At 62.0% G+C, this 24,686-nt stretch carries 20 protein-coding genes and 1 tRNA gene; 11 read left to right on the forward strand and 10 right to left on the reverse strand.

Features of this window, described 5'->3' with window-relative positions; all coding sequences use genetic code 11:
- The first annotated feature begins 303 nt into the window (after window positions 1–303).
- The 6 genes from BGC09_RS00840 (at window position 304) to ndk (ending at window position 8,883) form a co-directional block, all read left to right on the forward strand.
- On the forward strand, window positions 304–1,422 hold the full coding sequence (locus BGC09_RS00840) for a sigma-70 family RNA polymerase sigma factor (RefSeq protein ID WP_218103917.1): 1,119 nt from the start codon (window positions 304–306) through the stop codon (window positions 1,420–1,422).
- Window positions 1,423–1,842: 420 nt separating this feature from the next.
- The gene (locus BGC09_RS00845) at window positions 1,843–2,862 is read left to right on the forward strand and encodes a zinc ribbon domain-containing protein (RefSeq protein WP_069801293.1); all 1,020 of its coding nucleotides are present in this window, start codon (window positions 1,843–1,845) and stop codon (window positions 2,860–2,862) included.
- A 310-nt stretch (window positions 2,863–3,172) separates the two neighbouring features.
- Window positions 3,173–4,450 carry a M16 family metallopeptidase gene (locus BGC09_RS00850; RefSeq protein ID WP_069801294.1) on the forward strand — a complete coding sequence of 426 codons (1,278 nt, stop codon included), beginning with the start codon at window positions 3,173–3,175 and terminating at the stop codon, window positions 4,448–4,450.
- A gap of 24 nt (window positions 4,451–4,474) precedes the next feature.
- Window positions 4,475–7,624, forward strand: a complete 3,150-nt coding sequence (locus BGC09_RS00855; protein WP_069801295.1) for a tetratricopeptide repeat protein — start codon at window positions 4,475–4,477, stop codon at window positions 7,622–7,624.
- Window positions 7,625–7,984: 360 nt separating this feature from the next.
- Window positions 7,985–8,338: a roadblock/LC7 domain-containing protein gene (locus BGC09_RS00860; RefSeq protein WP_052889190.1), complete on the forward strand. Its 354-nt coding sequence runs from the start codon at window positions 7,985–7,987 to the stop codon at window positions 8,336–8,338.
- 80 nt (window positions 8,339–8,418) lie between these two features.
- A complete protein-coding gene (ndk, locus tag BGC09_RS00865; protein ID WP_069801296.1) occupies window positions 8,419–8,883 on the forward strand; it encodes a nucleoside-diphosphate kinase in 465 nt (154 codons plus the stop codon).
- A gap of 523 nt (window positions 8,884–9,406) precedes the next feature.
- Here ndk and BGC09_RS22410 read toward each other — a convergent pair.
- Window positions 9,407–9,685, reverse strand: a complete 279-nt coding sequence (locus BGC09_RS22410; RefSeq protein WP_141727572.1) for a hypothetical protein — start codon at window positions 9,683–9,685, stop codon at window positions 9,407–9,409.
- A 533-nt stretch (window positions 9,686–10,218) separates the two neighbouring features.
- Between BGC09_RS22410 and BGC09_RS00870 the strand changes: the two genes are divergently transcribed.
- Complete coding sequence (locus tag BGC09_RS00870) at window positions 10,219–11,130, forward strand: CPBP family intramembrane glutamic endopeptidase (RefSeq protein WP_141727573.1); 912 nt, start codon at window positions 10,219–10,221, stop codon at window positions 11,128–11,130.
- Window positions 11,131–11,283: 153 nt separating this feature from the next.
- On the opposite strand, the gene BGC09_RS00875 is transcribed toward BGC09_RS00870, so the two are convergent.
- Complete coding sequence (locus BGC09_RS00875; protein WP_069801344.1) at window positions 11,284–12,639, reverse strand: phenylacetate--CoA ligase family protein; 1,356 nt, start codon at window positions 12,637–12,639, stop codon at window positions 11,284–11,286.
- Between the two features lie 229 nt (window positions 12,640–12,868).
- Between BGC09_RS00875 and BGC09_RS00880 the strand changes: the two genes are divergently transcribed.
- The 3 genes from BGC09_RS00880 (at window position 12,869) to BGC09_RS00885 (ending at window position 16,246) form a co-directional block, all read left to right on the forward strand.
- A complete protein-coding gene (locus BGC09_RS00880) occupies window positions 12,869–13,540 on the forward strand; it encodes an HAD family hydrolase (protein WP_069801298.1) in 672 nt (223 codons plus the stop codon).
- A gap of 169 nt (window positions 13,541–13,709) precedes the next feature.
- A tRNA-Sec gene (locus BGC09_RS22690) sits at window positions 13,710–13,805 on the forward strand.
- 248 nt (window positions 13,806–14,053) lie between these two features.
- A complete protein-coding gene (locus tag BGC09_RS00885) occupies window positions 14,054–16,246 on the forward strand; it encodes a putative glycosyltransferase family protein (protein WP_069801299.1) in 2,193 nt (730 codons plus the stop codon).
- 137 nt (window positions 16,247–16,383) lie between these two features.
- Here BGC09_RS00885 and BGC09_RS00890 read toward each other — a convergent pair whose 3' ends face one another.
- Window positions 16,384–17,238 (reverse strand): SDR family NAD(P)-dependent oxidoreductase, encoded by an 855-nt coding sequence (locus tag BGC09_RS00890; protein ID WP_069801300.1) that lies wholly within the window; start codon window positions 17,236–17,238, stop codon window positions 16,384–16,386.
- Window positions 17,239–17,346: 108 nt separating this feature from the next.
- Window positions 17,347–17,586, reverse strand: a complete 240-nt coding sequence (locus tag BGC09_RS00895) for a hypothetical protein (protein WP_069801301.1) — start codon at window positions 17,584–17,586, stop codon at window positions 17,347–17,349.
- A gap of 8 nt (window positions 17,587–17,594) precedes the next feature.
- Between BGC09_RS00895 and BGC09_RS00900 the strand changes: the two genes are divergently transcribed.
- A complete protein-coding gene (locus BGC09_RS00900) occupies window positions 17,595–18,953 on the forward strand; it encodes an MFS transporter (RefSeq protein ID WP_069801302.1) in 1,359 nt (452 codons plus the stop codon).
- A gap of 7 nt (window positions 18,954–18,960) precedes the next feature.
- On the opposite strand, the gene BGC09_RS00905 is transcribed toward BGC09_RS00900, so the two are convergent.
- The 6 genes from BGC09_RS00905 to nadA form a co-directional block, all read right to left on the reverse strand.
- Complete coding sequence (locus tag BGC09_RS00905) at window positions 18,961–19,515, reverse strand: acyl-CoA thioesterase (RefSeq protein ID WP_218103918.1); 555 nt, start codon at window positions 19,513–19,515, stop codon at window positions 18,961–18,963.
- 84 nt (window positions 19,516–19,599) lie between these two features.
- Entirely contained in the window at window positions 19,600–20,244 is a 645-nt protein-coding gene (locus BGC09_RS22695; RefSeq protein WP_069801303.1) for a hypothetical protein, read from the reverse strand.
- A gap of 286 nt (window positions 20,245–20,530) precedes the next feature.
- Window positions 20,531–21,040, reverse strand: coding sequence for a thioredoxin-dependent thiol peroxidase (bcp, locus tag BGC09_RS00915; RefSeq protein WP_069801304.1), 510 nt, complete (start codon window positions 21,038–21,040; stop codon window positions 20,531–20,533).
- Window positions 21,041–21,204: 164 nt separating this feature from the next.
- On the reverse strand, window positions 21,205–22,191 hold the full coding sequence (locus BGC09_RS00920) for an amidohydrolase family protein (protein ID WP_084657801.1): 987 nt from the start codon (window positions 22,189–22,191) through the stop codon (window positions 21,205–21,207).
- A gap of 236 nt (window positions 22,192–22,427) precedes the next feature.
- A complete protein-coding gene (locus BGC09_RS00925; RefSeq protein ID WP_069801305.1) occupies window positions 22,428–23,072 on the reverse strand; it encodes a TMEM175 family protein in 645 nt (214 codons plus the stop codon).
- 376 nt (window positions 23,073–23,448) lie between these two features.
- Complete coding sequence (nadA, locus tag BGC09_RS00930; protein WP_069801306.1) at window positions 23,449–24,633, reverse strand: quinolinate synthase NadA; 1,185 nt, start codon at window positions 24,631–24,633, stop codon at window positions 23,449–23,451.
- Window positions 24,634–24,686 lie beyond the last annotated feature (53 nt).

The raw sequence follows: 24,686 nt of genomic DNA on the forward strand, positions 1-24,686 counted from the left end.
GATCGCGCTGACGTCTGCTACCTGTTTTGGCCTCGCCGGGCGTCTTTAGAGGGTGCGTCTGCCAGCCTGGCGAGGCCGCCAGGCTGGCGAAGGAAGCAAGCGGTCAAGAAGAAGATACGGTTAGAACCTGAGAGAATTTAAGGTAAACACCTGATGTAGGCTAACCTGGGTCCCGGGTAGAATAGAAGCCGCTGGATGGATGCCAGGAATGGGCCTACCCGGCACCAAATGCCGACCACGAGGCCGTACGGAGGCCGGCAAGCTGGTTTTTGTCGGTGAGTTTCCCGAAGGGAGCGTGGAATCATGGCTATAGCTGCTGCAGATCCTGTACGCGATGGCCGCAGGATGCGACCGGCCAGCCAGTCAGCGAGGCGGCGCGCAGGCCGGAAAGCGGCCACGCTGGAGATAGAAGGCGAGGCCGCTCTTCTGGCCCCGGGCGAGGACGAAGCTGCCCTCCCCACGAGCGAGACCGTTGCCGACCTGGCCCTTGATCCGTTGCTGGAGAGCAGCGATGAGCTAGAAGAGATGGAGAGCGCTGAGGCCGACCTGACGGATGAGGTTGCCGAGCGCCGACCTTCGACTGTGCGCCAGGCTCTCGGCTCTGAAGATGCTTTTCAGAGCTACCTGCGCGATATCCGTGGCCTGGGGCTGCTGACCCACGAGGAAGAGCTTGAGCTGGCACGACGTGCCGCTGAGGGCGATGAGCTGGCGCGTCGGAAACTGATCGAGTCAAATCTGCGTCTGGTCATTGCTATTGCCCGTCGTTATACAAGCACCGGCGTTCCCCTGGTCGATCTGATCCAGGAGGGTAACCTCGGGCTGATGCGCGCCGCCGAGAAGTTTGATTATCGTCGCGGCTGCCACTTTGGCACGTATGCAACCTGGTGGATTCGTCAGGCCGTGAGCCGCGCCGCTGGCGAGCAGTCTCGCCTGATCCATTTGCCTGAACATGTCGCCACCCGCTTGCGTAAAGTACGCCGCGTTGCCGCCCAGCTCTCTCAGGAGAATGGGCTGGACCCCGAGCCTGAGCAGATCGCTGCGGCCTGCAATATTGACGTCGATGAAGTCATCGATCTCCTCAGTGTGATTGAGCAACCCGTCTCTCTGGATGCCCCCGTTGACGATGAGGCTCGCCATTCGCTGGCCGATACGCTGGAGGATAGTACTGCCCCCGCTCCCGCTGAGACCGCCTCACAGCACTTGCTCGGCGAGGAGTTGCACCGCGCTCTCTCAACCCTCACCCCGCGCGAGCGCGCTGTGATTACGCTCCGTTACGGCATCGGCGATGGACGGAGCCGCACACTGCTGGAAGTCGGTAAGGAATTGGGCATTTCACGCGAACGTGTCCGCCAGCTTGAGGTGGTGGCCCTGATGAAACTGCGCAATTTCAGTGGCAATACTTCTTTGCGCGAGTGCGTGTGAGCATCTGGCTGGCTGGCTGCCCTGACTGGAATGGAACAGCTGGGCTTGCCCGGTAATGATGTCGGTAGGATGAGCCTGACGCGCTGCAAAGCGAGCAGATAGATCCTTCCCTTTGCCCGCTCAAGGGGGCATGGGCCGGCTCGCTGGCTGACCCATGCCCTTCGCGGTCCCTCTTTCTCTTTCCGTTTCGTTTTCTGTCTTTCTCCCCCACTGCCCACGTTTCTGCCGCTCAGGTCGCCTGACTTCTCCGCCCTCCTCGCTTTTAGGCGATCGGCCCCCCATAAAGGCTGTGACTTCTCCTCCCACTCTCGACGAAAAGACTGGCCCTGTGGTAGACTGCGGAAGAGTGAGAAGAGTGACAGGAAGAGATGAGAATTTGCTACGAAGCGCTTGCTTCTGTCTGAGAGGAGATTTCGGCACATGCAACCTTGTGCAACCTGTGGTACTGATGTGAGCGGTAAGCGTTTCTGCCCGCAGTGTGGTGCACCCGTGCCACAGGCTCAGCCTCTGCAGCCGCAGCCGCCGACCGTAGCTCCAGGCGGGGCAGCGGCGGCCAATGGGGAATGGTGTCCACGCTGCGGCGGCCAGGTGCGAGCTGGGGCAGCTTTTTGCTCCCATTGCGGGCAGGCACTGCGCCCAGCGCCATCCACCGCCTCGACAGGGCCGACCCTGCGGCTCTGTCCCCAATGTCACGCGCAGGTGGCTGCTCATTATGCCTTCTGCACGAACTGCGGCGTTGCTCTGGCCGAGCCAGTCACGCCACGCTTCTGCCCACGCTGTGGCCAGCCCCAGCAGAGCGGAGCCCGTTTCTGCAGCGCCTGTGGCGCGGATCTGAACGCCGCGGCGGCAGCTTCCGCCCCAGCGGCCACCACGGCAGGCCCCTACCCTGTGCCACCACCACCAGCTACCAGCAGCGCGCCCGGAGCCAGCCCCTACCCCGCACCCACTCCCGGGTCGCCCGCCTATGCTCCTCCCGTGGCACAGACACCGGTCCAGTATGGGGGAGCTTACCCCGTTGCCGGGCAGCCAGCCCCCGGACCCATCAATGCAGTTCCTGCTGGTTCCTATCCCCCACAGACACCGCTGGTACTGCGTTGTCCGGTCTGCTGGGCAATCTCTCCCATTGGGACAAGCAATTGCCCAGGCTGCCGCACGAGCCTGGTCGGCGTAGCCCCTATCCCCGCCACCACTGCGCAGCAGCCACCTAACCAGCAGGGCGGCGGCCCCGGTGGTCTGTTCCAGGGAGACGGCGGCAAACTGGCTATGGGCGCCCTGGGTGGGGCCGCGGCAGTCATCGGCGGCGAGATGCTCCTGCATGGTCTGGAGCGCTCCCTGGAGGGCAATGACTACGGCTACCCACACCACCGCCATCATCATGAGGATGAGGGTGGCGTCTTGGGTGACCTGGGTCGCCTGGCAGATGACGTGGGCTTGATTTGAACTGCCCACCCTACCTATCCAGCCAGCATGTCTCTTTGCCAACAAGCACGAGCACCGCAAAGATCGAGGGCCGGGCAGGGCCAAAGGGAGGCCGCCCGGCCCGCCTGCTGGCACACCACTCCCGACTGTACCCAGATGGGCTAGTCCGCCTGATTTCTTCTATTGCCTTGTTGCGACACACCCGTAAAGGGTCTATAATGTCTGGCAACAGGGGGTATCATTCTCAAGAGAAGCCGCTCGGGCGTGCCTCACCTGCCTGTTTTCTAACTGGCTCATTAGCGGCTGAATTCATGAAGAAACGCTTGCATCGATGCAATACGAGCGAACTACGCTGCCAAATGGCTTGCGCCTGCTGACGATGTGCGTGCCGGGCATCCGCTCGGCCAGCATCGCTTTTTTCTTTGCCGCCGGCTCGCGCTACGAACCGGATCACCTGGCCGGCATATCCCATTTTATTGAGCATATGCTGTTTAAAGGCTCAAAAAATTATCCAAGCGCACGTATTCTCTCGGAAACAATCGAGGGGGTAGGGGGGGCCTTCAACGGCAGCACAGGGAAGGAGCTGACCAGTTATACCGCGCGCGTCCCCTACGAGCACCTGCCCACAGTGATCGAGGTGCTCGCCGATATGATCCGTTATCCACTCTTCGATCCCCACGAGATCGAGAAGGAGCGGCAGGTGATCATCGAGGAGCTGAGCGCGACGCGCGATGACCCGCAAGAGTGGTCGGGCCTTTTGCTGGACCAGATTATGTGGCCCGATTTGCCGCTGGGGCGCGACGACGCGGGACGCGATGAGACAGTGGCCGCGATTAGCCGCCAGGATATGCTGACGTACCTGGAGCAGTCCTATTGCCCTAACGCCCTGGTGGTGGGCGTCGTGGGCAATATTCACCATGCCCAGGTGCGGGAGCTGATCGAGTGGCTCTTCCACGACTGGGAAGCGCGCCCGCTACGAACCTGGACGCCCTGCCCGCCGCCGCGGGATGTGCCGCCCGTGGCCGTGGTCTATAAGGAGACGGAGCAGACAAATCTTTCGCTCGGTACCCTGGGGGTTGCTCATTCTTCTCCTGATTATTATGCACTGATGCTCTTGAATGCCATCCTGGGCGAGGGGATGAGCTCGCGCCTCTTCCAGAGTATTCGTGAGGAGCGCGGGCTGGCTTACGATATCGGCAGTTACACAAGCAGTTACTATGAAACAGGCAATCTGGTGGTCAGCGCTGGGGTCGATCCTTCTCAGACGGAGGCCGCTGTACGGGCCATCGTGCAGGAGCTGAATACCCTCCGCGAAGTACCTGTCTCTGAGGCGGAGCTGGAGCGCTTTAAGGCCTACGTATGCGGCGGCCTGATCCTTGGTCTGGAGAGCACCCAGCAGGTCGCCAGTTGGCTCGCCAGTCATGAATGCCTGCTTGGCCAGGTGGTCGATGTGGATGAGATGATCCGCCAGATTCAGGCTGTCACCCCCCAGGATCTCCAACGGGTGGCGCGCACGTGCTTCGCTCCCGAATGGCGCCGCCTGGCGTTGATTGGCCCCGAGAACCCTCGACAGATCGATCATTTTCAGAAGTTGCTCACAGCTGCCTAACGCGGGAAGAGGAGACCAGGTTCTATGCTGAAAACGATGTCTACGCTGCGTGAGTATTTGCAGTATACGGAGGATGCCCTGAGCGCCGGGCGCATCGAGGAGGCTCTCGAACATTGCCAGTATGTGCTCTCGCACTTCCCTCACTCTCTCGAGGCTCATCGCCTCCTCGGAGAGATCTATCTGGCTCAGAACCGTCTGGCCGAGGCCCAGCAGACCTTCGATTGGGTCCTGACCAACGATCCCGAAAATGTGCTCGCTTACTGCAACCGCGCGCTGACAAGCGAACGCCTGGGGGATGTGGAAACCGCACTCGATTGCTATCAGCAGGCTTATGAGTTGAGCCGGGGCAATAGCCAGATCCGTCAGGAGTTTAATAAGCTGAGTGCTCGCAGCGGCCAGCCGGGCTTTATGCTCTCTCGCGCCGGCCTGGCCCGCCTCTATATGCGTGGCGACCTGCTCTTTCAGGCCATTCAGGAATGGGAGGCGGTGCTCGCCGCTACCCCCGATCGCCTGGATGCCCGCACGGGCTTACTCGAAGCCTGCTGGCGCGATGGCGATTTTGAGCGCGCTGAGCAGATCGCGACCAGCTTGCTGGAGGAGATCCCTGGCTGTCTGAAGGCTCTGCTGCTCCTGGCCCATATGACGTTTCCTCACAATCCGGCTCGCGCTCGCGAGTTGCTCCAGCGCGCCGAGGCGCTTGATCCCGAGATGACAATGGCTCGCGAGCTGTTCAGCGATCTGTTGACGGCTTCCTCCAATGACCCCTTCCTGACCCTTGTGCGTAAGGATGCCGTCTTGATGCCACCTCCTGGACGACCCGCGGCTCCTGCTGCTGAGTCAACCTTGTCCCGCCCCAGCCCGACTTTGGCTGAAGCGCAGGAAGCAGCCAGCGATGAGAGCGAGCCGATCTTCGGCTGGACTACGCCCGACCCCTATCCGCTGGCTTTGACGACTACGCCTGCTCCCTCCCCCACACCTGCACCGCCTTCTTCGATGGCTTCACAGCCGCCAGAGGCACCTGTGCCCAGCAGCAGCGAGGCGTATCATTCCAGCTCTCCTTCCTGGTCTCTCTCTGGCAGCGATTTCTCTTTCGGAGAACAGGGTCCTTCGTGGGAGGAGCAGCCGGCCTGGCCACCCGCCCCAGCAGCTGGCTCCGAGGAAGACCTGGGTCTGCCTGCCAGCCAGTCTTCTACTCACCCCGCCTGGCTCGATGCCCTCGATTCAACGCTCTATCGCCAGCCATCCGGTTCCCTCGCCACGCCAGCCTCCTCGCCTGAGCCGGCGGCCTCCGCCGCTGAAGGGGCCGCGGCTGCCGCGACGCCTGAGCTGGAGTCGCTGGACCTTTCCCCCCATAAAGAGGAGGCTGCAGCCCTGCCAGAGATCGCCTGGTCCCAGCCTCCCACCGCTAAGGAAGAGTCGCCCGCTGAGCGGCAGGAGGCAGAAGAAGAGATCTTCCCGTTTATGCAGGAGGGAGCCGACCCAGAGGAGGGCTGGCCAGAATGGCTGAAGTCTCTGGGAGCGGAGACTATGGAGGAGTCCGCCGAGGAGCCACCGGCCTCTTCCCTATCCAGCTCTGGCTCACGCGGAGCAGTTTGGGGCGAACCAGAGGAGGTGCAAGAGCCAAAGCAGGAACGAGAGGCGGCCTGGCCAGCAGACCAGGGAGCACAGGATTCCCCGGTAACGCCAGTTTCTGCGGAGGTCGATGGCTATGCCCGTCTGGAACGAGGCTGGCCAGGCGAGCCAGCCGCTCACCCCACGGAGGACTATATCGCGTCGGAGCCGGCTTACTCTGCCCCGGCAACCTGGGATGAGCTGACAGGTGAGGAGTTCTCTGCCCCTCCGGGAAAGCCGGCCTGGCTGGAGCAGCTGCAGGCCAGCCACAGCGCATTTGAGGAACAGGAGGCGGCGGTTGGTCCGCTCTGGCCACCCTCTGCTCCAACAGACTCCTCTAGCACTGGCACGCCCCCCACACCGCCGGCAGCTTCGATCTGGGGCGAGGAGTCTCCCGCTCCCTCTGCCCCCGCTCCCGCTACGCCTGCCGCCTCCCCACAAAGTTCCTCCCACCCGGAGGCCGGAATTCCCTGGCTTGAGCAACTGGCCGGCTGGTCGACAGGCCCGGAGGTGGCCGCAGGCTCGTCGACGAGTAACCCGTCTTCGCCCATCCACGAGAGTCAGATCACGCGCCCTGAGCCTGAGCCAGCTCCCGCCCCTTCAGCTCAATCCCAGGAGCTGCCTGCTTCGTCATGGCTGGCAGAGCTGGCCGCCGGAGCTGGACAACGTCCCGCCGAGCAGAGTAGGCCGCCAGCCGCCGCTGAGCAACGACTGCTGACAACTTTGGAGGACCTCGAACAGCAGCTGTATGCCCAGGGCTTCGTGCCGCTGCAGCCAGGCGAGCTGGCAGCCTTTGCCCAGCAAGGGCAGGGGACGCCCCCCTCGCCCGCGGTGCCTGAACAGCCACAGCCACCACGGACCGCCTATGCCCCCCAGCAGCAGCCAGCGTTTTCTCCAGGGCCGACACCACCCTCCGAGCTGGAGGAAACGGTACGCGCCCCACTGGGCCAGCCGCCACTTCAGCCTCCTCGCTATGAGGAGCCAAGGCACGCGCCTGAACCGCTCTGGCCCGGCCCAGGGTCCAATCCGTCCTTAGCACAAGGCCCTGCTCAGGGTCCCTCGCTGCCCAGCTATCGACCCGATGCTCTGCTGGAGGACGAGCTGGAGACAACCATGAAACGCCCAGTCTTCCGCCTCCAGCCAGCTCAGAATCGTCCTTCGGCCCCTGGCGGACGCCCCTCCTCTCCAGCTCCTCGCCCCGCCAGCCGCGAGACTCCTGGCCCTGGCCCAAGTGGCCCCAGCGTCGGCACGGGCAGAAGCTCAGAAGGCGGCGAGGCGAATTACAAGGAGCACCTGATCCGCGGCTATCAGTATCAGCTCGCTGGCGCTTACGACGAGGCAATGCAAGAGTATCGCATTGTGATCCGCAATCAGCCGGAACTGCTGGGCGAGGTGATCAGCAATACCCGCGCGCTGCTCAAGCTGGCACCAAAATATGCACCCGGGTACCGCGTGCTTGGTGACGCCTACATGCGCCAGGGCGAGTATCTCCAGGCCATGGAGGCTTATAATAAGGCGCTGACTATGACGCGCCGCGCCAGGGGTCAGGGCGCTTCTTCCTAGCCGTTCGTTGACCAGGAGCAGGAACCGGCTCGCTTGCGCGCCGCCGACAGGAAGCAAGTGGACTGGCACGGCCCAGGTGAATAGAAGACGGCTCGCCCGACGATCAGGAAGAGAGGTGGACAGGTGAAGGAAGACGTCAGGAGAGCACACCGGTGCTCGCCTGGTCGGCCTCAGCTGGCCCGGCCTCCCGGCCACCAGATGTGTCGACCAGGTCAGGTTGGGCCAAGCAGCCTCATACACTCTGATCAATCAGGTCGGGCTGGTCCACAAATCGGGCCGGCTCAGGCTGGCTGCACTCTGGCGTTGAGGTGAGCGACGCTCAGCTCAGAAGAATCTAGCTACCATCCAAAGGAGTCATCAGTGGAGACGATTCTACAGCGGTTGACCGAGCTTGATGAGGTCACAGGCGTCATCCTGGTGGGTAAGGACGGGCTGATCGTCAGTGGAACATTGCATAGCGAGGATGAGGAAATGATCGGCGCCCTGTCCGCTACCGCCTTTGGCTCCCTCAGCACCTATACCAAGCAAGTAAACCAGGGCGAGATTCGCCATGCTATAATTGAAACGCAACAGGGGACGATCCAGATGGCGGAAGTGGGTGACCTGATCCTCGTCGTGACAACTCAGCAGACCCGCTCTCCCAATCTCGGACGTGTGCGCCTGGAGATGAAGAAGGCCTGTCGCCAGATTCTCCCTCTGGTGACGAGCCAGTAGGTAGGAGCCTCTCCCTCCTGCGCCTTGATCAAAGCGTTGGTCTGTATAATTTGGTGGAAAGGAAGTTTTAGCTGCAAGCGATGGAACGAACATTGATCATTATTAAGCCCGAGGGGGTCCAGCGCGGCCTCATCGGGCAGATTCTTGCCCGCTTCGAGCAGCGGGGTTTGAAGTTTGTTGGCCTGAAGATGCTGCAGATGTCTGCCGCGCTGGCAGAAGAGCACTACGCCGTCCATAAAGGGAAACCCTTCTATGCCGGCTTGGTGAAGCATATTACCTCTGGCCCCGTGGTGGTTGGCGTGGTCGAGGGCCGCGGCGCGATCAAAATGGTGCGGACGATGATGGGGGCAACGAATGCGGCGGAGGCCACTCCTGGTACGATCCGTGGCGATTTCGCTCTGGAGATTGGCTACAATATCATTCACGGCTCCGATGGGCCCGAGACGGCAGCTCGGGAGATCAGCCTCTTCTTCAAGCCAGAGGAGCTGCTCGATTACCGGCTGGCCAGCGAGTCCTGGCTCTATGAGGAGGAAGCGAACCAGTAAGCAAGCTCTCGCGACTGGCTGGTAGCGCCTACCCTCTCTCTCGTTGGGCCTGCTGGCCGCTAAGCCGGCTGGCAAGGTCCAGGTCCACGGCCCGGCCCTCTGCCCGCTTGCTGGAGGTGCTGCGCCGCCACCCTCCTTCCCCACCTGGCTCTCGTGCATGCCTCGCGCTTTCTCTCTACCTGCCCTGTTCTCTATGGCCGGGCGGCTGCTCGCTCAGCACCGCCCGCCGGCTGGGCCGCTCGCCAGGGTAGAAACCGCCGCCACCCTCCTTCGCACGCTAAGCCCTGGCCCTGTTGTCCTGCATAGCTGGCAGGTCTTCCGGTCAGTCACACAGACACCCAACCCCCGCTTATACGGCTCATACAGCACACCAGAGGGGAAGGAATAGCAAGCAGGCAGGTAGAGAGGAAGACAAGACAGGACAAGAGGCGGAGGCGGGCCGCTTCACTCGGCCTGGAGCCGGCACGGGCCACCCGCTGAGGGAGCAAGGTGCCAGGATAGTTATCAGCTCGCGACTGGCTGATCAGTCGGGGTTGCTCCTCTGGCCCCCTTTTCCTTTGACTGCTTCTTTCTTCTCTGCCTTCTCCGCAAGGCGCCAACAGCATGTTTTGCTACGCAAGCAGCGATTCTGCTCTTCAAGCGTGAGCGGGGGCGTGCCTTTCATGCAGAATACCTGATACAGCGGCTCCCCCGCTTCTATATCGCTGTCAGAAAACCAGCGCTCGCGATAGAATGGGCAGCCATTGCGGTGCTTTCGCCAGTTTGGACTGTTCGCCGGGTTACTTTCAAGTGTACCTGCCAAGAATCCCTTCCTTCCTCTCAACAAACGCGCTTTCGCTTCTTCTACTCGCTCACTGTACTGGCAAGATGCGCGACAAGCGTTCTGCTCACTGAGGCCGACGAGAAGCTGGTACCTTCTCCCTGCTCATCTGCTTCTGAGTTGCCTCTCAAGGCCCGGTACGGATGAGGTGGCTGCTCCCTGCCGACAAGCTTTTCCCTCGCCGGTCTAGTGGTCTCATCCTACTGCGCAAAGGGTTGCTATGTCAAGGTGATGATGCTCCAAAGATCCATCAAAGATAATGAGAATCGCTTTTGTCTGAATAGTCATAAAGAGAGGCGATCGTTCTTTTCCACCTGTCTTTTGAGGGCCGGAGCGAGCCGCGCTTGCAGAACAGGGCAGGCATCCGCTATACTGGCGCGAGAGGCCGGGAGGTTTGTTCGCCGGCGAGCGTCAGGCATCCGCCCAGCTCCTGGAGGGGTGGGCGGGTCCTTACCCTCTCAGCTTCCCGACAAGATTGGCGATGTCACACCGACCTGGTTTGGTTGGAGGATCTGGTGAGTTTATTGTCACATCCCGACAGGGGCCCGCAGTCAGATCGCCCATCCCAGAGAAGAGAGGAAGCGCCCGTTCCCTGGTCATTTCGTGAGACCTGGCTGGCGATCTTTATTCCTCTAGTGCCCTGGCTGCTGCTCTCGCTGCTGCTCTCGCTCGGCGCCCAGCTCCAGGGAAATCGCCTGCCTGGGCCAAAGGCGCCGCTCTCGCTCCAGCAAGATCTGGAGGGGGCGCTGGCGGCGGCGCTCTCGACGCTGGTCGTGGAAGGAGCTTTCTTGCTCGTGGCGCTCTTCTTTGCTCGCCGCGCTTTGCGCCGCCAGAGTGCGCCTAGGGCTGCTGAGCCAGCACAGACCGGCGCTGGTGACGAGATCAGGTCGTCCTCTACGCTGGCAGCGGCCAAAGAAGAGCGCGTTTCTCTAGGGAGTGTGTTGCAAGCTCTTGGCCTGCGCCGCTTCCGACCGCACTTTCTCTGGCTGGTAGTAGCCTTCCTGGCGCTGCTCTATGTGGTCAACAGCCTCTACTCGGCACTGCTGGAGGGCCTCCACCTGCCGCTACAGACCAATGATCAGGTCATCCTGGAAAGCAGTCGCCTGGAGCCGCTTACAACCGTGACTCTGCTGGTGCTGGCAGTGATCGTAGCTCCACTCTGTGAGGAGATCTTCTTTCGCGGCTTTGTCTTTCCCGGCTTACGTCGCGGCCTGGCTACAGGCTGGGCCGTGCTGGCGAGCGCCCTGGTCTTCGGTCTGGCTCATGCCGACCTCGGCTCGTTGCCGGTGCTGATTGTCATTGGCCTGCTCCTGGCCTTGCTACGCTGGTGGAGCGGCTCCGTTTATCCCGGTTTGCTGCTGCACATGCTCAATAACGGGATCAGCGCTACGGTGATTCTGCTCTATATGCTGGGCCGGCTGCACTAACTTTCCAGTCTGCGAGCGGCAGGCGCGCCAGCGGTCTGGCTGGCTGGCTGGCTGGCAGTGGAGCGCCGGGGAGCGTTTTCCCCCAGAGGGGAAGACGGGACCTGCAGACCGCAAGCGGGGCGCCTGCCGCTCCGCTGACCTGGCTTGGGCTTGCTAGGCGCCAGCGCGCAGCTTGCGCCGGTCCTCTACCCGTGCGCTGGCCGTCTTCGATTCGCCGCCGGTAGCGCGCGGCAGGCTATCGGGCGGCACCAACTCTACCTTGGGCGTATTGCCCGTGATCGATTTGACCGCCTCCGCCATCGCGCGGGCCAGCTCCTGGCAGCGCTCGCTCTGCTCTAGCAGTGGCCGCTCCTTGACCTCGACCTTGAGCAAGAAGGTGTCCAGCCCATCGTGGCGATCGACAATGATGCGGAAGTTCGTGCCAGTCTCGGGAAAGCGCAGCAGGGCCGCCTCTACCTGGCTGGGGAAGACCAGCAGACCGCGGATGGAGACCGCGTCATCGGTTCGCCCTTTGATGGCTCCGATTTTCGGATGGGTGCGCCCGCAGGAGCAGCGCTCTTCCCACCAGAGACGCGAGAGATCGCGGCTGCGGTAGCGAATCATGGCTGTTCCATCGCCCGTGAGCCAGGTCCAGACGAGCTCTCCCTCCTGGCCTTCTTCAACCCATTCGCCGGTTTCGGGATCGATGCATTCGACCAGGAAGGCATCGGCCCAGGCATGCATGCCGTTGCGTTCCTCACATTCGCAGGTCATGCCTGGCCCGAGAAACTCGGTCATGCCAAATTCGTCATAGGCCGTAATGTGAAAGTATTCTTCCAGCTTCAGGCGGGTCTCCCAGGGCCAGGGTTCGGCGCCGAAGAGGCCGATGCGCAGTCTGGTACGAGAGAAGTCGATGCCCAGCTCGCGCGCCTTGCGCCCCAGATACAGACCAACAGAGGGCGTCATGCACATGGCCGTGACGCCGAAATCTGTGATGAATTCAAAGATACGTTCGTACTGGCGCGCATCCGAACCCATCGGGATGACCATGACGCCCATTTCCAGGGCCCCATAGTGGAAGCCAAAGCCTCCCGTTGGAAGCCCATAGCCATAGCAGTTCAAGAGGATATCGCCGGGTCGCAAACCGACCATCCACAGCTCGCGGGCGTTCAGCTCGGCCCAGCTCTGCAGATCGCGCCGGGTGGCAAAGACAGGTACGCTCTTGCCAGTGGTGCCACTGGTGGCGTGCACCTCTAAGGCCCCTTGCTCGCCTCCGGGCGGTACCATCGCCATACCATAGGGGTACGCCGTGCGCACGCTCTTTTTCTCAAGAAAAGGTAGCTTCTGAATATCTTCCAGGCTTTTAATATCTTCTGGCTTGACGCCAGCTTCATCATAGAGTTGACGATAGAATGGATTCTGTCTATAGGCCCGAGCGACAAGCGCCTGCAGACGTTCCAGTTGGAGCGCGCGCAGGCGTTCGCGGGGCAGGGTTTCGATCTCTTCGTTGAAATATTTCCGATCGCTCATGGGCAGCACCTCCGCCACTATTCTACCATTGCTCTCTGCAGGCGTCTATGCGAGCGAGAGGGCTGGCCTACCTGGCTTGCTTGGCCAGGTAGCTGATATGGTATCATGTCTGGCGGAACGCTAACGCTACCGGGGAAGAGGTCAAGCCAAGCAAGCAGAACCACGTTTGGTGCACGCTTCCCCCTTTTTATTCCACCTGTTTTTGCGAGGAAGGAGTAGGGGTCTTTCTATGGCTGAACAGGGCCTTCTGGCCGTGATCTGGGACCTGGATGGGGTGATTATCGATAGCGCGCAGGCTCATTTCCGGGCCTGGCAGCGCCTGGCTCAAGAGGAGGGGTGGACGCTGAGCGAGGAGGATTTCCGCGCGACCTTTGGGATGCGCAACGATCGCATTCTCCCGCTGCTCTGGGGAGAGATGCCTCCCGAGCGAATTCGCGCGCTCTCGGAGCGCAAGGAAGCTTATTTTCGGGAGCTGGTGCGCCAGAACCCTCAGAGTTTGGCGCTGCCGGGAGCGTTAGAGCTGCTCCAGGCCGTGCATGAGGCCGGCATCGCGCAGGCGCTGGCCTCGTCCACGCCACCTGAGAATATCGCGCTGATCAGCGAGCTGTTGGGGCTGCAGCGCTATCTGCAGGTCCTGATTTCGGGAGAAATGGTGGAGCGCGGCAAGCCAGCCCCAGATATCTTTTTGAAGGCCGCCGAGGCATTACAGGTGCCCCCCTCCGCTTGTGTGGTCATTGAAGATGCGGTAGCCGGTATTGAAGCGGCCCATGCCGCGGGCATGCGCTGCCTGGCGGTCGCGACCACGCGCGAGCCGGAGGCTTTGGACGAGGCCGACCTGGTAGTGCGCTCGCTCTCCGAGGTGAACGTAGAGCGCCTGCGCGCTTTGATTCCTGCCTCTTGAGAGTCCAGCCCCTTGGAGGCGCTGGACCCGCTCGCCCGATCCGCTGGCGGGCCTTCAAGCCCAAGACGGGCTTGCGGCTCATGGCGCAATCGGCTATACTCTCACTCAGGTGGGGCGAGGTTTCTTCCTCGTCTCTCCTGGCTTTCTTCAGTCAGCGCCTGACGACTACGGAGGTGTAGGGGTCCCGGTGGGCCTCGCCGTCTTCAAAACGGTTGGGGGGTCGCTGCGCGCGGTCCCTGGTGGGTTCGACTCCCATACACCTCTGCCTCCCTGTTCCCCTCGCTCTGCAGCCTCATGTCGCTCTGCGTCTGCCCTGCCCTGATGGAAGTGCCCTTCGACTGAACGCTCTACTGATCTGGTCTGCTCTGCTCCTTCCCCTTCCTGGCTATCTTTACCATCTTCTGATGCCATCCTCCCTACAAGTCGTTCTGAATCCTGTGGAGGAACATTTACCCCTTTCCAAGCGTCTCTCTATCTACGGAAATGCTTGCAAGAAGAAAGGCGCAGAAAGCAATGGACTATCTCCAGCTATCTTTACGGTATCTGCAGCAAGCATCGAGGAGAGTTAGCAAACTCGGGCCGAGGCTAAAGCGCTGGCTGGTTGGCGCCGGTCAGGTGGCGCTACTGCTGCTGGTGGCGCTGTTGATCCAGTGGCCCGCCCCGGTGAGTGACGATCAGCTGGTGGCCGCCTGGCCTGGCAGCGATCTCGTGGTGAGCCACTGGCCGATGGTTCTGGAGCTACAGCGTACAGTTGCTCAGGCGCACCGCCTTCCACTGTGGAATCCCTATTTCGGCGGTGGCCTGCCTCTGGGTGCCGATCCCCTGGCGGCTCTCTTCTATCCACCCACACAACTGGTGTATTTCTTCTCGCTGCGCCACTACTTCTTTCTATTGATGACGCTGCATTTCTTCTGGGCTGGTTTGGGAACACTGCTGCTGGCGCGCCGCGTTCTCGCGCTGCCGCGCTGGCCGGCGCTGGTGGCGGCGGTTAGCTATATGGCCACGCCACGCCTGATCAGCCATCTGGGAGCCGGTCATGTGACAATTATGCAGACGGTCTGCTGGTACCCCTGGTTGGCGCTGGCTGCCTGGGCCACCGTGCGCCAGCCGCTGCGCTGGGGTCCGGCCCTGGCCATCTGCGTGGCTATGACCTTGCTGGCCGGCCATCCGCAGATGGCCTACTACGGCCTGCTGATGCTGGCCGCTGTCTCTCTCTGGTTCCTGCTGCAGCGTCTCAGGCAGGCCGGCAGGCGTCCGGCCCTGCTTTCTGCCAGCTGCCTCCTGGCAGCCTGCGGTCTGGGCGTGGCTCTGGCCGGCGTCCACCTTTTGCCTCTGCAGGAACTGATGCGCTACTCAACGCGGGCTTACGCCCTGCACCCCCATGATCAGATTACGCTGACACAGTTCCTTCAGGCGCTGGTGAATACCCCACCGCCGGGCTGGCTCACCTGGGAGGGCATGATTGCCCCGGGCCTGAGCGTGCTCTGCCTGGCGGCCTTCGGCACGGCCAGCCGCACGCGCCAAGCCTGGCTGCTGGTGCTGGCCGTGATGCTGGTCGCCAGTCTGGCAATGGGGCAGTCCTCGAAGGTCTACCATGTGGTCCAGCATCTTCTGCCAGACTTCGACCGCTTCCGTGGCCTGGCACGCATCTGGTTCCTGGGCCTGTTGGGGATCGCGCTGCTGGCCGGTCTGGGCACCAGTACCGTGACAGAAGCTCTGCGGCGACTGAGCCGAGCCGCGAGTCTGGGCGCAGGAGCACTCTTGCTGGCTCTGGTGGTCACCAACCTGGTGCTGCTCGATCAGCACTACTCGCAGGTTGGCTCCGTGAGCCTCATCACGACACCCTCGCGCCTCGCTCTGGCGGCGCAGCAGCTGGCCGGCGATGGACGCATCTATGGCGTGCAGGAGAATATTCCACAGCTGACCGCTGCTGAGCTGGAGTTACGCCTGGCCGACGGAGCTGATCCGCTGCTGGTCGGCGCTTACGTCCAGTATATGGACCGCGCCGGTGGGTACTACGGGACTGGCTATCAGCAGCGGATTCCCTACGATGCCCCCTGGGTCCACCCTGACCCGCGTCTACTCGGCCTGCTGCACGTCACAGTACTGGTTTCAAAGCGCCCGCTTCACGATAGTCATCTGCTTCTCGTCGGCGAGATCGACGGGACCTTCCTCTACCGCAATAGTCTTGACGCCGGGCCGGCTTACCTGCTGCGCCCCGGACCGGATGGCCAACCGCCAAGCCTGGCCCATTACCAGCCTCTGCCAGCGACGGTCCAGCTGCTGCGCCTGCAGGACGATGAACAGAGCTTCCGCGTGACCAGCGCCACAGGCGGCTACCTGGTGGTGGCTACGACAGCTTACCCAGGCTGGATAGCCATACTCGACGGGCAGCGCGTGCCCGTGCAGAGTTTCGCCAGTCTGATGCCGGCCATTCGCGTCGGACCGGGGACACACACCCTCAGTTATCTCTATCGTCCCGCCTCGGTGCTGAGAGGCGCGGCCCTTTCTGCGCTCGGCCTGCTGACGCTGCTGTTCTGGCTGGCCGGCTGGCAACTCTATCGACGGGGGCGCCTCCCGCGCATTGTCCCGCGCTGGCCAGACAGATCGCGCGCTGCTCCGATCGGTTCAGCATCCAGCGCGGCTTCGCCCGAGCAGGCTCCTTCGTCAGAAGGCGAGATCGCCGCATCGCTCGGCCAGGAGTAAGGAGTAGCGTAGCGCAAAGGAAGAGCGACAGGGCAAGCTCCAGCGGCCCCCACAGCACAGCACAGCTCAGCGCAGTCGCTCTTCCTTTGCCTTTGCCAGGATCGGATAGGGTCAGGGAAGTTCCACTTCCAGCCAGCTCAGTGCGCTTGTGGTTCGGGCGTCGAGGAGAGTGAGCGGCCACCAACGGCAGATCTGCCGGGCTGCGTGCGACGAGGCAGGAAGCTGCCAGCGACGCGCGCTCCCAGCGTCCGCGGTACCAGATGCGTGCTGAAGGCCATCAGCTTGTTGAGCAGGCCCGGGACAACCTGACTGCGTCCCCGTTCCAGAGCGCGGAGACTGGCGGTTACCACCTGTTCAGGGGAGAGAATCCCGCCAGGCATGTCTTCCTGTGAGGTGCCTATGACCGCAAAGAAGTTGGTGGCGACAGGGCCAGGACAGACGGCCAGAACCCGCAGTCCCTGGCGCCGATACTCGACCCACAACGCCTGGCTGAAAGAGAGCACGAAAGCTTTGGTAGCAGCATAGACAGCCATATGGGGAATGGGCAGGAAGGCCGCCAGCGAGGCCAGATTAATGACAGCTCCCTCACCCCTGGCCAGCATCGCGGGGAGCAGCGCATGGGTGAGGTCAACAAGAGCGGTCACGTTGAGCATGATCTCCTCATGTTCACGCTCGGCAGCTTGCTCAGCGAAGGGACCATAGGTGCCGAAGCCGGCGTTGTTGATGAGCAGGTCAACGGTGAGACCACGCTCCCGTACAAGGCTGGCCAGCTGGGCCGCCGCCCCCTCACGGCTGAGGTCACTGGCGATGACCTCAGCCTGGATACCATGCCGCTCCTGCAGCTCACTGGCAAGCTGCTGCAGACGCTCCTCCGAGCGCGCCACGAGGATAAGATGCATGCCGCGCGCCGCCAGGGCCTGGGCAAACGCGCGCCCAATACCCGATGAGGCCCCTGTAATCAGGGCAGTCTTGCCACGATAGTGGTATGTCAAGAGAACTCTCCTCCTCTTCACCTTTCACAAGATCATAGCCGCTTCGCTTACTCGTCTCGCCCCCGCTCCCTTGGACCATCTGCTGGGCCATCTGCTCGCCCTCGCCATTCAGGCGCCGTTCATCTTGACAGCACTCCCCTCGCTGTGACAGGCTGTAGAGAAGAGACCCGCAAGCAGATGGAGAGCAGAGGCAGCTGAGAAGCCAGCAGCGGTAGCTCGCGAGCCAGGGCCGGCGCCATAGGGCACCTGCACCCTCTCGCTTTCTTTCTGTAAGAGAATAGTAGCACTGGCATGCGGGGCTAATTCAAGAGCATCCTTCTCCCCCAGCACGACCGGCCTGATTATCATGACTGTCGATGAAAGTCCTGACCAATCGCAATTTCGCTCTGCTCTGGCTCGGCCAGGCCATCTCTAACCTGGGCGACGTGATTCTAGGAGCAGCGCTTGTACTTTGGATCGCTAACGACCTGGGGCGGGGGCATTCGTGGGCACCAGTGGCGGTCAGTGGGGTCTTCATGGCAGAGTACGCGCCGGTGGCAATTATCGGCCCACTGGCTGGCGTCTTCGTCGATCGCTGGTCACGGCGGCTGACTATGCTGCGTACCGATGGCTTGCGCATGGCGCTCACGGGCTGCCTGGCCTGGGCCCTTGCTCCAACCGTGCCATTCTTCGGTGAACTGGAGCTACCGCTTGGCTGGCAGCTCGGCGCTGTCTATACCGTAGTGCTACTCGACCAAAGCTGCGGCCAGTTTTTTAATCCCGCACGCCTGGCCCTGATCGGCGACATCGTTGAACCAGAGGACCTGGCCCGGGCCACGAGTCTCAGCCAGGCTACGATGGGACTCTCCGTCATCCTTGGGCCGGCCATCGGCTCGCTGCTGGTCTTCAACCTCGGCATCCAGTGGGCCGTGATCGCCGATGCCCTCTCCTTCGGCATCTCCTTTCTGACGATCGCCCTGATCCGCGCCCCAGGCGAGAAGCGTCTGGAGAGCGATCACAGTAGCTTCAGCCAGGACTTCCGTGCCGGACTGCGTGTTTTGTTCGGCAGTCGGGGGCTATTGGCCGTGCTCTTGGCCAGCTTGCTGAGCATGAGCGCCTTCGGAGCGCTCAATGCTCTGGCCATCTTTTTTGTAACCGACAATCTGCAGGCCCAGCCGAATCTCTATGGTCCGCTGGGCACGGTGCTTGGCCTGGGAGCCATTGCCGGCGCCTTGATCACCGGTCTGATCGCCAATCGGCTGGGCCTGCCACGCCTGCTGTGGGGAGCCACCTTTGCGCTGGGGCTGACCACACTGCTGTTGGCGCGCATGTCCAGCGTTGGCCCAGCCTTCGGGCTGATCTTTCTGGTGGGTGCGACCTGGATCGCCGTAAATGTGGCCGTCGAGCCGCTGGTGCTGCGGCTGACGGCCCGTGAATTTGTGGGTCGCGTGACAGCAGTGCTCACGCCGGCGGGCAGCCTGGCCTCGGTCCTGAGCGCCGCTCTGGCCGGGTCCCTGGTGAGCACTGTGCTGCACGGCTTCCGGGGCACAGTATTCGGCCTGGCTTTTGGCCCGGTGGACACCTTCTTCTGTGGCATCGGGGCTTTGGTGCTGCTGGGCAGCACGGCAGTACACCTGCTGATGCACGATGTGCGTTTCCTGGATGAGCAGCCGAAGCCCGAGACCCCAACGCTGGCCTCTCCCAGCGGCGAGCAGGCCGAGACTCCCGATGCCTAGTCCGGCCTCACTCGCTGCTGCCTTCCTCCAATTTCGCCAGCTCTTCTTCGAGTTTCTGCATCCGTTGGCGGCGCAGGCGGGCCCGCTCGATGATGGCGCGCTCCTCATCGTTGCCAGGGACAAGCGGAGGGACCGGCGTGGGTTTGCCATGCTCATCGAGAGCAACGTAGATCACCCGGCTGCTGGCGACATGCCGCACTTCGCCAGTCAGGGGGTCCTCCGCTGTGACACGCACGCCGACCTCCATGCTGCTGCGCCCCACATACTGCAGCTCGCAGTGCACTGAGACAACATCTCCTAGATAGGCCGGCTCCAGGAAGTCAAAGCGCTCAACACGTGCAGTGACTACATTGCGGTGCGAGTGCTTGATGGCGACCACCGCCGCCGCCTCGTCGACCATGCGCATGATGACGCCGCCGTGGACATTGCCATTGGCATTGGCGTCGAGAACTCCCATGAGACGGCTGCTGGTGGTACGCGAGTAGGCGATGGTATGCCCCTGGCTACTGTCGATCGCCGGGAACGAGGTTGCTCGCTCTTTCGCCTTGTCGAACAGCTCCATGCGCTCCTTTCACTCCGTACGTTGGTGACCGACGATGAGGCCCTTGCGCCCGCCCCGCCCGGTGATGGCCCCTTGCCCCTGCCTTCAGCTCGTGAAGGCGAAGGAGTGCAGCATCGGCTGAAATTCTCCTTCATCAGCCAGATCGAAGATCTCCTGGGCAGTAGCGTAGGCAATGGTAAAACCCTGGGTTTGGGGCGAGTTCGCCGGATGGTTGGCGGCCAGAACAACGATTTTGACCGTGACTGGATTCGGTTGGCCCTCGACACGCAGGTCACCGGTGGCCGCTCCCTGGTTCCAAGACTCGCCAGCCACGGTCGCGGTCGGGGCGACGCTGACCGGCTGGTAGTGAGTGACCTGCGAGCGGAAGAGCTGCAGACCCACCGAGACCTGGTCTTGTGCCGAGATGATACCGTTCGGATTGGGCTGGACATGCACCGAGAGATAGGCGATGCCCTGCGGATCAGAAAAGGTGACAAAGCCTGGCTTGCTGGTGTCTACTTTCCAGCCGCGGGGATAGCTGATGACATAGCCATCACCCCGATAGCTGACGAGATTGCCCGCCGGAGCCGTGCTAGAGGCCACGCTCGGCTTGCTCGTTGGGGTCGGTGTCGGCGTCGGGGTACCACCTGTGCCCCCAAAGAGGTTGCAGGCTCCTAAGAGACTCATCAAGATCAGAGAGCAACCGACGCCCAAGAAGAGGCGCGTAAGCTGCTGAATCGGGTGCTTCATTATTGGGCAGCCCTCCACAGTCGATATTTGCATGCCACTGATCGGCGTGCAAACTGCTCAGCTTGTGCGCCGCCTATTATAGCAGCCGCTGGCAGCACGGACCAGGCACGTGGCCCATTTGTGCCCGCCCTGGTCCTGTCCCATGCCGATGATAACGCCCCTTCCTGGGCTTTTTACGGGTCGGTTCCTTCCAGGTAGCCAAAGCTGCTGGCCGGAGCCAGCTCAGGCTCGACTGTGGCCGGCTTCTCGTTCACCTTTGACTTGAGCCAGGCTCAGCCAGAAAGGATCAGGCAAGCTGCAGCTCCTCGATGGCACGCAGCACCTCTTGCGCATGCCCATCTGGCTTGACACTGCGCCAGACCTTGCGAATGAGGCCATCCCGATCGATGAGGAAGGTCATGCGCTGAACGCCGAGATACTTGCGACCGTAGAGAGTCTTTTCCCCATAAGCCCCATACTGGCGCGCGACTACAGCCCCCACATCGGCAAGCAAAGGGAAAGGCAGATGGTATTTTTCAGCAAAGTCGCGATGCGAGTCCACCTCATCGGCACTGATGCCAAGCACAACGATGCCGCGCCGACGGAACTCGGGATGCATGTCGCGGAAATTGCAGGCCTCTGTCGTGCAGCCAGGAGTATTATCTCTTGGATAGAAGTAGAGGACAACGACACGCCCGCGTAGATCGGCCAGATGCAACTGATCACCGCTGGTCTCGTCGCCGCCTACGACAGGCAGCGTGAAGTCGGGGGCCGGCTGGCCCTCCTCTAACACAACACGCTCTATTGTTTCGCTCATCGCTGGTCCTTTCGTTGCATAGAAAGTCTGACCCGGCGTCCGCAGGAGGCGGCGCGGCGGGTTAGCGCCCGAGGCGCTGCTTACACAGTATCACCACCACCCTTCCGCTGACAAGGCCAGCCGCTCCCTCTCGCTGCTCCCAAGTTGGCAACAGCTATGCCAGGCTAGGCCCTGGACTGGAGCTTGAGCAGCCGCTCGGCATTGCCGTGGGCGATCTTCTCACGGTCGGCAGGGCTGAGCGGTGCCTGCTCAAGAAAAGCCCGCGCCTGCCTGTCCTGGATATAGGGGTAGTCCACAGAGTAGAGAATGCGATCGGCCCCCACGATCTGCAGCGTCAGTAGAAAAGGCGGCAAGGTGAAGAGGCCGCTGGGCGTCACGTAGAAATGCTCCAGGAAGTAGTCGGCCACGGGCCGCTGCAGATGCGTGGCCGCAGGAGTTAGCGTCTGATTGATGCGTGCCAGGTAGAAGGGGATCATCTCGCCCCAGTGCCCGAGAATCATCTGCAAGCGCGGATGGCGATCGAAGACGCCAGCCAGGATCAGATGTAAAGCATGAATGCCGGTCTCCAGATGCCAGCCCCAGCCCGCCGTGGCGAAGACGGTCGTGACGTTGGGGGGGAGTCCCGCGTAGCAGGCGGCAATCACCGGCTCCGGCGGCGGAGCTGGATGTAGATAGATGGGCACGTCCAGAGCTTCAGCAGCCTCTAGCAGAGGGCGGAAGCGGGGATCATCCAGGAAAAGGCCCTCGACCCGCCCGTTGATCATGGCTCCTTTGAAGCCTAGCCTGGAGACAGTTCGCTCTAGCTCGCGGGCCGCCGCCTCGGGATCAGTCAACGGCAAGGTGGCAAAGCCGGCAAAGCGCTCAGGATGGGCCTGGATGGCAGCGGCCAGGCGATCATTGACCTCTCGCATGAGCGCGACAGCCTCCGCAGGCGGGATGGCCGGAAGAGCCATAGCCGTGTAGGAAAGAATCTGCATATCGATGCCCATGCTGTCCATAGCGCGTAGCCGCCCCTCGCCAAGATCTTCCAGCTCTCGCTCAGGCGGGGGATAGCCAACGGGACGGAAGCCCACTTCCTGGGGCTGCCACCGCGCAGCAGCTCGATTAATCTCTGCAATTTGAAAATGCTCTTCGAGTGCGATAATGCGCATACCTTTCACCTTCTCCTTCGATCAACGGGCTGGTCGCGGCTTTCAGCTGCGCAACCAGCGAGAGCAGGAGAGGCCGGCCAGCGCTCTCTGGCCAGCACTCTTCTCTTTTGATGATAGGGCAGACCTGCCAGAGCCTGCTACCAACAGCGCAGGCCGCAGCTCATAGCTCACAGCCCGCAGCTCACAGCTCACAGCTCACTTCCTCGTCCCTCTGCTGGCAGGTGCTGACCAGTAGCTCAGTGCCGTTGCCTGGGCTGCCTGCGTCCGATGAAGCGCGTCAGGCCACTGACCGCAGGAATCAGCAACCAGCAGACCATCACTGGCAGTGTGGTGCGTGTGAACAAGAGCAGCAGCAAAGAAGAGAGGAGCAGAAGCGAGGTGGGGAGACCGTAATAGAGGGCGTGCTCCCAGATCTGCCGCCCCATCGCACGCTCAAGCAGTCCACGATGAAAGACGGCATACCAGGTCAGCACTACGAGTGCCAGGCCGCAGCAGGCCAGATTAAGTGTATAGAATGCAATCGCCAGGGGTATGGTTGGATAGCGGCCAAAACTGTTCATAGCCACTGGCAAGAGGGTGATGAAAAAGAGAAAGAGCAGGCAGAGCGCAGAGAAGCCTCCATCTACCACGGTCATCCGATCCATCAAGCGATGTTGACCGTACCAGTAAGAGGAGCACAAGGCGAAGGTCATAATATAAATCAAGAAACGCGGGAGCAGAGTAAGAAATGCATCGGGAATGGCTGCTGATCCGAGGCCATCCGGCAGGCGGATATCGAGGACCAGGAGGGTCATGGCGACTGCAAAGATCCCGTCGCTCAGTGCGCTCAAGCGGTCTTTGCTCGCCAGAAGATCGTTGCTGGCTGCGTGTCTCTGCTGCATGCTATCCTCCCTTGACAGAAGACAATCCGGCTTGAGTCCGATGCTCTCTCTCCCTGGAGGCAGCTACCACAAGTGTCTCTCCAGAGTCAGAGCAGGAGAGAAGACAGCTTTACCTCCTTGATTGGAGCCGAACAGCTCCAGGAAGAGTACACCGTTTTTACTTCTTCAGAAGCATAGCAGTCAGCACTTTTCCCTGGCAAGTGCAGAGAGAGAAAGAGCGGAGTGGAGCGAAGCGGGGTATCCGAGAGCGATCAGCAGGCCATCGTGAATCAGAGCCAGCAGGGAACGGCGCGCGGGCGAGTCCTCTGCAGAGCAGCGTCCTGCGCGCCGTCGCTGGCGCGGCCACCCTGGCATGGTGGTCGCTCTAGCCCGGTCTTTATTTCAGCGCCAGCATGCGGTCAAGGGCCACCCGGGCCCAATGGGCCACCTCGGGGTCTACCTTCACCTGGTTGATCACCTGGCCGTCGACGAGGGCCTCCAGGACCCAGGCCAGGTACGCCGGATGGATACGGTACATGGTCGAGCAAGGGCAGACGATCGGGTCGAGGCAGAAGATCAGCTTGTCGGGATGCTCCTGGGCCAGGCGATGAACCAGGTTGATCTCGGTTCCCACCGCCCACTTGCTGCCCGTCGGCGCCCGCTCGATCTGCTGAATGATGTACTCGGTCGAGCCGTAGAGATCGGCAGCCTCGACCACTTCACGCCGGCACTCGGGATGGACGATGACCGTGATGTCGGGGTGCTCGGCGCGTGCCTTGGCAATCTGCTGCACGGTGAAGCGCATATGGGTCGAACAATAGCCTTTCCACAGGATAAGGCGTGCGCGTTGCAGCCGCTCCTCATCGTCGAGGGTCTCCTGGGGATTCTTGGGATTCCAGACGACCATCTCCTCCTCGGCGATACCGTAGGCGTGGCCAGTATTGCGCCCGAGATGCTCATCCGGGAAGAAGAGGAGTCGTCGCCCCCGACTGAAGGCCCATTCCATCACCTTGAAAGCATTGCTGGAGGTGCAAACGATACCACCGTGCTGGCCACAGAAGGCTTTGAGACTGGCCGCCGAGTTGATGTAGGTGATCGGCACGAGGCTGGCCTCTTCTCCCAGGGCCTCGTTGAGCGTCTCCCAACATTCTTCGACCTCAGCGATGCTGGCCATATCGGCCATTGAGCAGCCGGCGGTCGGATTAGGCAGGATGACTTGCTGATGAGGGGCGCTCAGAATGTCGGCACTCTCGGCCATGAAGTGCACGCCGCAGAAGACGATGTAGTCGGCTTCGGGCCGCGCCGCCGCCTGCTGAGCGAGCTTGAAGGAGTCACCGCGCAGGTCGGCGTATTTGATGATCTCGTCGCGCTGGTAGTGGTGCCCCAGGATCAGCAGGCGCTGGCCAAGAGCCGCTTTGGCCTGACTGATGCGCCGATCAAGCTCGGCTCCATCCATCTCAGCATAGCGACGCGGGATGTGGTCGGCGCGCCCTCCGTGCGCATACTGGTCGCGCGTGGCAGGATGCAGCAAGGGTAGAATGCGACTCTCCTGGCTGGCTTCACAGGCTGTTTGCAGAGCCATGAGACTTCGCTCCTCCTTTCTTGTTTTGGCTTCGCGGGCTGCAATAACGCTCC

Source organism: Thermogemmatispora onikobensis (assembly GCF_001748285.1).
GTDB lineage: Bacteria > Chloroflexota > Ktedonobacteria > Ktedonobacterales > Ktedonobacteraceae > Thermogemmatispora > Thermogemmatispora onikobensis.